This window comes from Frankia sp. CeRuru1, from assembly GCF_977966315.1.
In genome coordinates, this window is sequence record NZ_CDWWEW010000268.1 from 1 (window position 1) to 7,028 (window position 7,028).

General features: G+C 72.1%; 6 protein-coding genes. 4 read left to right on the forward strand and 2 right to left on the reverse strand.

The window, feature by feature from the left end; translation table 11 throughout:
- Positions 1–2,317: bifunctional FO biosynthesis protein CofGH (locus AC08OP_RS17460; protein WP_476615168.1), on the reverse strand; the 2,317-nt coding region annotated here is incomplete at its 3' end.
- A 136-nt stretch (positions 2,318–2,453) separates the two neighbouring features.
- Entirely contained in the window at positions 2,454–2,750 is a 297-nt protein-coding gene (locus AC08OP_RS17465; protein ID WP_462188316.1) for a hypothetical protein, read from the reverse strand.
- A gap of 269 nt (positions 2,751–3,019) precedes the next feature.
- Between AC08OP_RS17465 and AC08OP_RS17470 the strand changes: the two genes are divergently transcribed.
- The 4 genes from AC08OP_RS17470 to AC08OP_RS17485 form a co-directional block, all read left to right on the forward strand.
- Complete coding sequence (locus AC08OP_RS17470; RefSeq protein ID WP_035940905.1) at positions 3,020–3,628, forward strand: TetR/AcrR family transcriptional regulator; 609 nt, start codon at positions 3,020–3,022, stop codon at positions 3,626–3,628.
- A gap of 163 nt (positions 3,629–3,791) precedes the next feature.
- A complete protein-coding gene (cofD, locus tag AC08OP_RS17475; protein WP_476615169.1) occupies positions 3,792–4,790 on the forward strand; it encodes a 2-phospho-L-lactate transferase in 999 nt (332 codons plus the stop codon).
- Positions 4,783–6,111 carry a coenzyme F420-0:L-glutamate ligase gene (locus AC08OP_RS17480; protein ID WP_476615170.1) on the forward strand — a complete coding sequence of 443 codons (1,329 nt, stop codon included), beginning with the start codon at positions 4,783–4,785 and terminating at the stop codon, positions 6,109–6,111. Before cofD ends, AC08OP_RS17480 begins: the two co-directional genes overlap by 8 nt.
- Before the next feature lie 191 nt (positions 6,112–6,302).
- The coding region (locus AC08OP_RS17485; RefSeq protein ID WP_476615171.1) for a DUF3105 domain-containing protein at positions 6,303–7,028 on the forward strand (726 nt) is incomplete at its 3' end.

Here is a 7,028-nt window from a genome sequence, read left to right on the forward strand (position 1 = left end):
GGTAGATCGGCGAGCTGTGATGGACGAAGGGGAGGGCCACGAACTCGGTGAAGCCGCCGGTGGAGTCCTGGATGCGCCGTAGCAGGCGCAGATGGGCCACCCAGTGCGCGGGGGTGTCCACGTGCCCGTACATCATCGTGGCCGAGGAACGCAGGCCGACCCGGTGCGCGGTGGTCACCACCTCGACCCAGCTCGCCGCGGGCAGCTTGCCCTTCGTCAGCACCCAGCGGACATCGTCGTCGAGGATCTCCGCCGCGGTGCCGGGGATCGTGTCGACGCCGGCCTCGCGGGCCGCGGTGAGCCAGTCGCCAATCGACATGCCGGTGCGGGTGACGCCGTTGAGAACCTCCATCGGCGAGTAGGCGTGCAGATGCAGCCCCGGCGCCTGCCGCTTGATCTCACGGGCGAGATCGAAGTACGCGGTGCCCGGTAGATCGGGATGGATCCCGCCCTGGACGCAGACCTCGGTCGCGCCGACCGCCCAGGCCTGCGCCGCCCGGCTGCCCACCTCGTCCAGAGACAGCGTGTAGGCGTCGGCGTCCCCACGGCGTTGCGCGAACGCGCAGAACCGGCATCCGGTGTAGCAGACATTAGTGAAGTTGATGTTGCGGTTGACGACGTAGGTGACGTCCTCGCCCACGACGTCGCGGCGCAATCCGTCCGCGAGCGCGCAGAGCTCCTCCAGGGCGGCGCCGTCCGCGCCGAACAGGGTCAGCGCCTCGTCGTCGGTGATCCCGGCCGGATCGGACCCGGCGTGGCGCAGGGCGGCGAGCATGTCGGGGCCGATCCGCCGCATGGCACCGGCACCGGCAACCGCGCCGGCCCGGCTCGCGATGGCCCGGCTGCCCGTGCCGACGACTCCGTCGACCCCCGTCCCGGCCGCGCTGACCTGGGCACGAAGCGACTCCCAGTCACCGTAGACCGTGCCGAAGTCCGCCCGTTTCTCGCTGCGGCGCCCGACCGTGTCGACCGCGGCGTGCAGATCGGTGCGGCCGGTGTCAGCGAGTCCGCCGTCGGGCTCCTGCCAGGGGCGGCCGGCCGGGAACACACCGTCGGCGAGCAGGCCGTCCGCGCCGGCCAACGCCCCGACGTGCCCGGCCAGGCGCGGGTCGATCCATGGTTCACCGAGATGGGAGGGGTAGACGGTGAGCCGGGGCCGCAGCGTGAACCCGGCCTGCGCCGTCACGGCACGCAGGACGTCCAGGTCCGGCCAGGGCCGCTCGGGGTTGACGTGGTCGGGGGTGACCGGGGAGACGCCGCCCCAGTCGTCGATGCCGGCCGAAAGCAGCAGGGCGCACTCCGCGGTGTCAACGAGGTTCGGCGGAGCCTGCACCCGCATCGTGGGGCCCAGCACCAGCCGGGTGACCGCGACGGCCGCGGCCAACTCCTCGGCACCGACGTCGGGCGCGGAGCGCATCGCGGTGTCGTCCTTGGCGCGGAAATTCTGGACGATCACCTCCTGGATCGACCCGTAGCGGCGGGCCAGACCTCGAAGCTCGAAGATCGTCTCGGCCCGCTCCGCCCGGGTCTCCCCGATGCCGAGCAGCAGGCCGGTCGTGAACGGGATCGACAGCCGCCCGGCGTCGGTGAGGACCCGCAGGCGGACGGCCGGGTCCTTGTCGGGTGACCCGTAGTGCGCCCCGCCCGGCTCCGACCACAGGCGGGTCGCGGTCGTCTCCAGCATCATCCCCATCGACGGGGCCACCGGCTTGAGCCGGGCGAGTTCCACCCAGCTCAGCACACCTGGGTTGAGGTGCGGAAGCAGACCGGTCTCCTCCAGCACGGCGATCGCGACGGCGCGCAGGTAGCCCAGCGTCGAGTCGTAGCCGTGGGCGTCGAGCCACTCCCGGGCCGCCGGCCATCGGCCCTCGGGGCGATCACCAAGCGTGAACAGCGCCTCGGCGCAGCCCGCCGCGGCGCCCGCCCGGGCGATGCCGAGCACCTCGTCCACCGTGAGGTAGGGGGCGGGCAGCCGGTGCGGCACGGTGGCGAAGGTGCAGTAGTGGCAGCGGTCCCGGCACAACCGGGTCAACGGGATGAACACCTTCGGCGAGTAGGTGACGACACCCGGCCGCCCGATCGACGCCAGACCCGCGTCGCGGGCCCGGGCCGCCGACCGGCACAGGTCCGCGAGGTCGTCGCCGCGCGCGGCCAGCAGAATGGTGGCCTCCACCACATCGAGCGTGGCGCCGTCCCGGGCCCGGCGCAGCGCCCGGCGCAGCGCCGACGGGGACGGCGGGGAACTGGATTCGGCACCACTGGTGGATTCGGCACCACTGGATTCGGCACCACTGGATGTCGCCGCCGTACTCATCATGAATTCCTCTGATTCTCCGGCGGCGCCCCCCGGCGCCCGGCAGATGAACCGGTCCGGTCGGTGACCATCGGGATCGAAGGGATGCGGTGCCGAAACGGTACTGAGCGGTTCGGCAGGAGACCCGGTCGGCCCGGAGTCAGGGTGTCACGCGGCCGGCCGCACGCCACCCGGTGGCGGGTCTGCGCAGCCGGTCGAGCGTACCGATCAACATATTCGTCCGCCGGCGCGAGGCCAGCGTCTCGACCAAGGCCTGCGTCCGGTCGGCTCGCCGGCCGGTGCCGGCGAGGTCGGACCCGTCCGGCGTCATACCGGCGGTCTGTCGCATCTGGGCCCGGCGGGCGGCCACGACCTGGGGGGCGCGGGCCCCCGCAAGCGCGCGATTAAGGGAGGCGGACAGGGCTTCGAGGCTCTTGGTGGTCCTGATATCGGACATGATGGTCCTTCCAGCGACGTAGAGAGCTGAGATTCACTCTCACAGCTCTCTCTAATCGGAATCAAGAAAAAGGCGGTGAGCAGGACACATCCGCCCGAGACGTCCACCGGACTCCGCTACCCGGGCCCGGCCGGAATGCACCCCCCGACACCGGGACACGATTCCGATCATGCCGGCGTCCGGGGCGGCGCCGCCGTACCGCACGGGAGCTACCACTACTGGGCATCGATTTCCTCCTGCCCCACCATGGGAGTCGTTACGCTGATCAGGTGCCACGCAACCGCCAGGAGGTTCCCCGCGAGGAACGGATCGATGCGTTGCTCACCGTCGCCGAGGAGCAGTTCCTGGCCCGCGGGTTCGCCGGGACGTCCATCGCGGAGATCGCCCGTTCCGCCGGCATCGAGCCGGGCTCCGTCTACTGGTATTTCCGGTCGAAGGACCATGCCTTCGCGGCGGTGCTGAACCGGCTGCTCGACGTTGAGGTCGACCGGATCGCCGCGTTGCCCGGAGACCCGGCGGCGAAGCTCTTCCTCGCCCTGGACTCGGTCGAACGGCGCCGCACGCTGCATCCCTGTGTCGCCGAACGCGCCCCGCACGCCGCGCCGGTCATGGAGTACCACGAGCGGCTGCACGACTGGCTGCACGGGCTCGCGCTCGCCGCGGTGCACGACTTCGTGCCCGAACCCGATCGGGAGCTCGCGGCGGACGCGGTGGTCGCCACCATCGAGGGCGGGCTCGCCAACCCCGCGCCCTCCCGGCCGACCAGCCATCTCGTGCACTTCCTGCTCTCGGCCTTCTGCACGGACACGCCGATACCGGCGAAGCCGGAGTTCCACGGATGGATGACGCCGTTGTTCGCCCGGCCAAGGCTCGGTTAGGAACCCCGAGCAAGGCTCGGTCAGGAGCACGGACCGGCGCGCCCGCCCCGGTCCGGAGAAATCCGTCCGCGGCTGGGCAGTGGTCACTATCACCCCGGCCGGGAAATCCACCACCGCCCACCGGTGCCCCATCCGCCGGGGCGCGGTGCCAGGATCGGTCGGTGTGAGAGTTACAGCCCTGGCTGGCGGGATCGGTGGCGCCCGGTTCCTGCGCGGCGTGCTCGCGGCGCTGCCGGAGGCCGACGTGACGGTAATCGGCAACACCGGCGACGACATCACGTTGCACGGACTGCGCATCTGCCCCGATCTCGACACCGTCATGTACACCCTGGGCGGCGGGATCTCGGCCGAACGGGGCTGGGGGCGCGAAGGCGAGTCGTTCGTCGTGGCCGAGGAACTCGCCGCCTACGGCGTCGGGCCGGCCTGGTTCGGGCTCGGCGACCGCGACCTCGCCACCCACCTGGTGCGTACCCGGATGCTCGACGCCGGCTACTCCCTCTCGGACGTGGTCCGGGCACTGTGTGAGCGGTGGAAGCCGGGGGTACGGCTGCTGCCGATGTCGGACGAGCGGATCGAGACCCACGTGGTGATCTCGGACGCCGACGGCCGGCGCGCGGTGCACTTCCAGGAGTGGTGGCTGCGGCTGCGTGCCGCCGTGCCGGCACGGGCGATCATCCCGGTGAACGCGGAAAAGGCCAAGCCCGCGCCCGGCGTCCTGGCCGCCATCGCCGACGCGGACGTCGTACTGCTCCCCCCGTCGAATCCGGTCGTCTCGATCGGCACCATCCTCGCCGTTCCCGGGATCCGCTCGGCCGTGCACGAGACCGCGGCGCCGGTGGTCGGGGTGTCGCCGATCATCGGCGGCGCGGCCGTGCGCGGGATGGCGGACGCCTGCCTGGCCGCCATCGGCGTCGAGACCTCCGCCCAGGCGGTGGGCGTGCATTACGGCGGCCGGGGGCGCACCGCCGCGACGGGGCACGGGACGGCCCTGCGCCCGGGAGCCGGGACGGCGGACGGACTGCTCGACGGCTGGCTCGTCGACACCGCCGACGCCGGCGCGACCGTTCCCGGCGCGACCGTGGCCGCGGCACCCCTGCTGATGACCGATCTGAAGGCCACGGTGGCGATCGTCCGGGCGGCTCTGGAGCTCGCCGGTGTCTGAGCGCAGCGCGGAACAGGCGCTGCGCGTGTTCCCGCTCACCGGCATCGGCGAGGTCCGTCCCGGCGACGATCTCGCCGTCCTGGTGGCCTCGGCCGCCCGGACGCACGGCCCGGCACTCGCCGACGGCGATGTCATCGTGGTCACCTCAAAGATTGTTTCGAAGGCCGAGGGACGGCTCGTCACGGTGTCCGGCGACCGCGAGGAAGCCAGGCAGGCCATGATCGACAGTGAATCGGTGCGCGAGGTCGCCCGGCGCGGCCCGACCCGGATCGTCGAGACGCACCACGGTTTCGTCCTCGCCAGCGCGGGGGTCGACGCGTCGAACATCGCCAAGGACTCCCTCGCCCTGCTCCCGGTGGATCCGGACGCCAGCGCCAGGCGGCTGCGGTCGGGCCTGGCCACCGTGCTCGGCGTGGATGTCGCCGTCGTCGTCACCGATACCGCCGGACGGCCGTGGCGACGCGGCCTGACCGACATCGCCATCGGGGTGGCCGGCATGGCGGCGCTGCGCAGCCACGTCGGCGACCTCGACGGCTACGGCAACGAGCTGGGGATGACCGAGGTGGCCGAGGCCGACGAGCTCGCCGCGGCCGCCGACCTCGTCAAGGGCAAGCTGGGCGCCACGCCGGTGGCGGTCGTCCGCGGCTACGGCCGGCTGCCCGACGACGGCACCGGCGGGCGGGCACTGCTGCGTCCCGCGGGTGAGGACATGTTCCGCCTCGGCACCCTCGAGGCGCGCCGGGCGGCGCTGCGCGAGCGGCGCACCGTGCGGGACTTCTCCGACACCCCGGTCGACCCGGCCGCGGTTGACCGGGCGATCGCGGCGGCATTCACCGCCCCGGCCCCGCACCACACCACACCATGGCGTTTCGTGATCGTGACCGAGCGACGCGCGGCGCTGCTCGACGCGATGGCCGAGACCTGGGCGGACGATCTACGACGCGACGGGTTCGGCGAGGCGGCCGTCGAGCGTCGGCTCCGGCGCGGCGAGGTGCTGCGGCGTGCCCCGCTGCTGATCGTTCCGATCATGGTCCTCGACGGCGCGCATCCCTATCCGGACGCCCGCCGCGCCGCCGCCGAGGAGCGGATGTTCACCGTCTCCGTCGGGGCCGGGGTGCAGAACCTGCTCGTCGCCCTGGCCACGGAGGGTCTGGGGTCGTGCTGGGTATCGTCGACGCTGTTCTGCCCGGAGGTGGCCACCCGGGTGCTCGACCTGCCGGCCGGTTGGGCGCCGATGGGCACGGTCGGGGTCGGGCACGCCGCCGCGCCCGTACCCGCCCGACCGGACCGCGATACCGCGGCGTTCGTCCTCCACCGCTGACCTCGTGGCCGGCCCGTCCCGGGTGGCCCGGTCCCGGGGTGACCTGGTCCCGGATGACCTGGTTCCGGGATGATCAGTGACGCCACGGTCACGGTGCAGCGTGGCGAGGCAGGGCGTGTCCGGTGGTGTTCGGCGGGTCGGATCCATCCTGCCCGGACGACGTGGTTCAACACTTCGTAGGATCAGCTGTCGTGGGTAAGAAGAGCGTCGAACGCAACACCCGGCTCGAGCAGTTGCGCCGTGAACAGAAGCGCGGGGAACGCCGCCGCGCGCTGCTCATCTACGGGACGTCGGGGCTCGTCGCCGTCGCGCTCCTCGTCGGCATCATCATCTACAGCGTCGCGGACAGCAGATCGAAGAACGAGGCCCGCAAGGTCGGCTACGTCGCGCCGGCCTCGGCGGCCGCCACCGCGGCCGGGTGCACCGGCACGGCGAACGACCCCTTCCGCGGCTCGACGCACGTCAGCACAGCGGTCACGTACGAGGCGTCACCGCCGTCCTCGGGTAACCACAACCCCGACCCCCTGCCCGACGGCATTCCCTTCTACAACCCGAACTCGGGCATCTCGGCGGAACGGGCCGTACACAACCTCGAACACGGCTTCGTGATCGGCTGGTACGACAAGAGCCTGCCGGCGGATCAGGTCGACAAGCTGCGCAAGCTCGCGGCGAATGCCGGGCCGCGATTCATCGGTATGCCCTGGACCCGGAGCACCTTCGTCGACAACAAGCACTTCGTCCTGACCGCCTGGGACCGCACCCAGCGCTGCTCGACGGTCTCCGCGGACGTGATCAAGGATTTCGTCACCAAGCATGCGAACCCGGACGCCGCCGGGGCCACTTGGGACTCACCGACCGCTCCGGAGTCCGGCGCGGCGGGCGGCACCCTGAACGTGACGGCGGACGGCCCCCTGGTG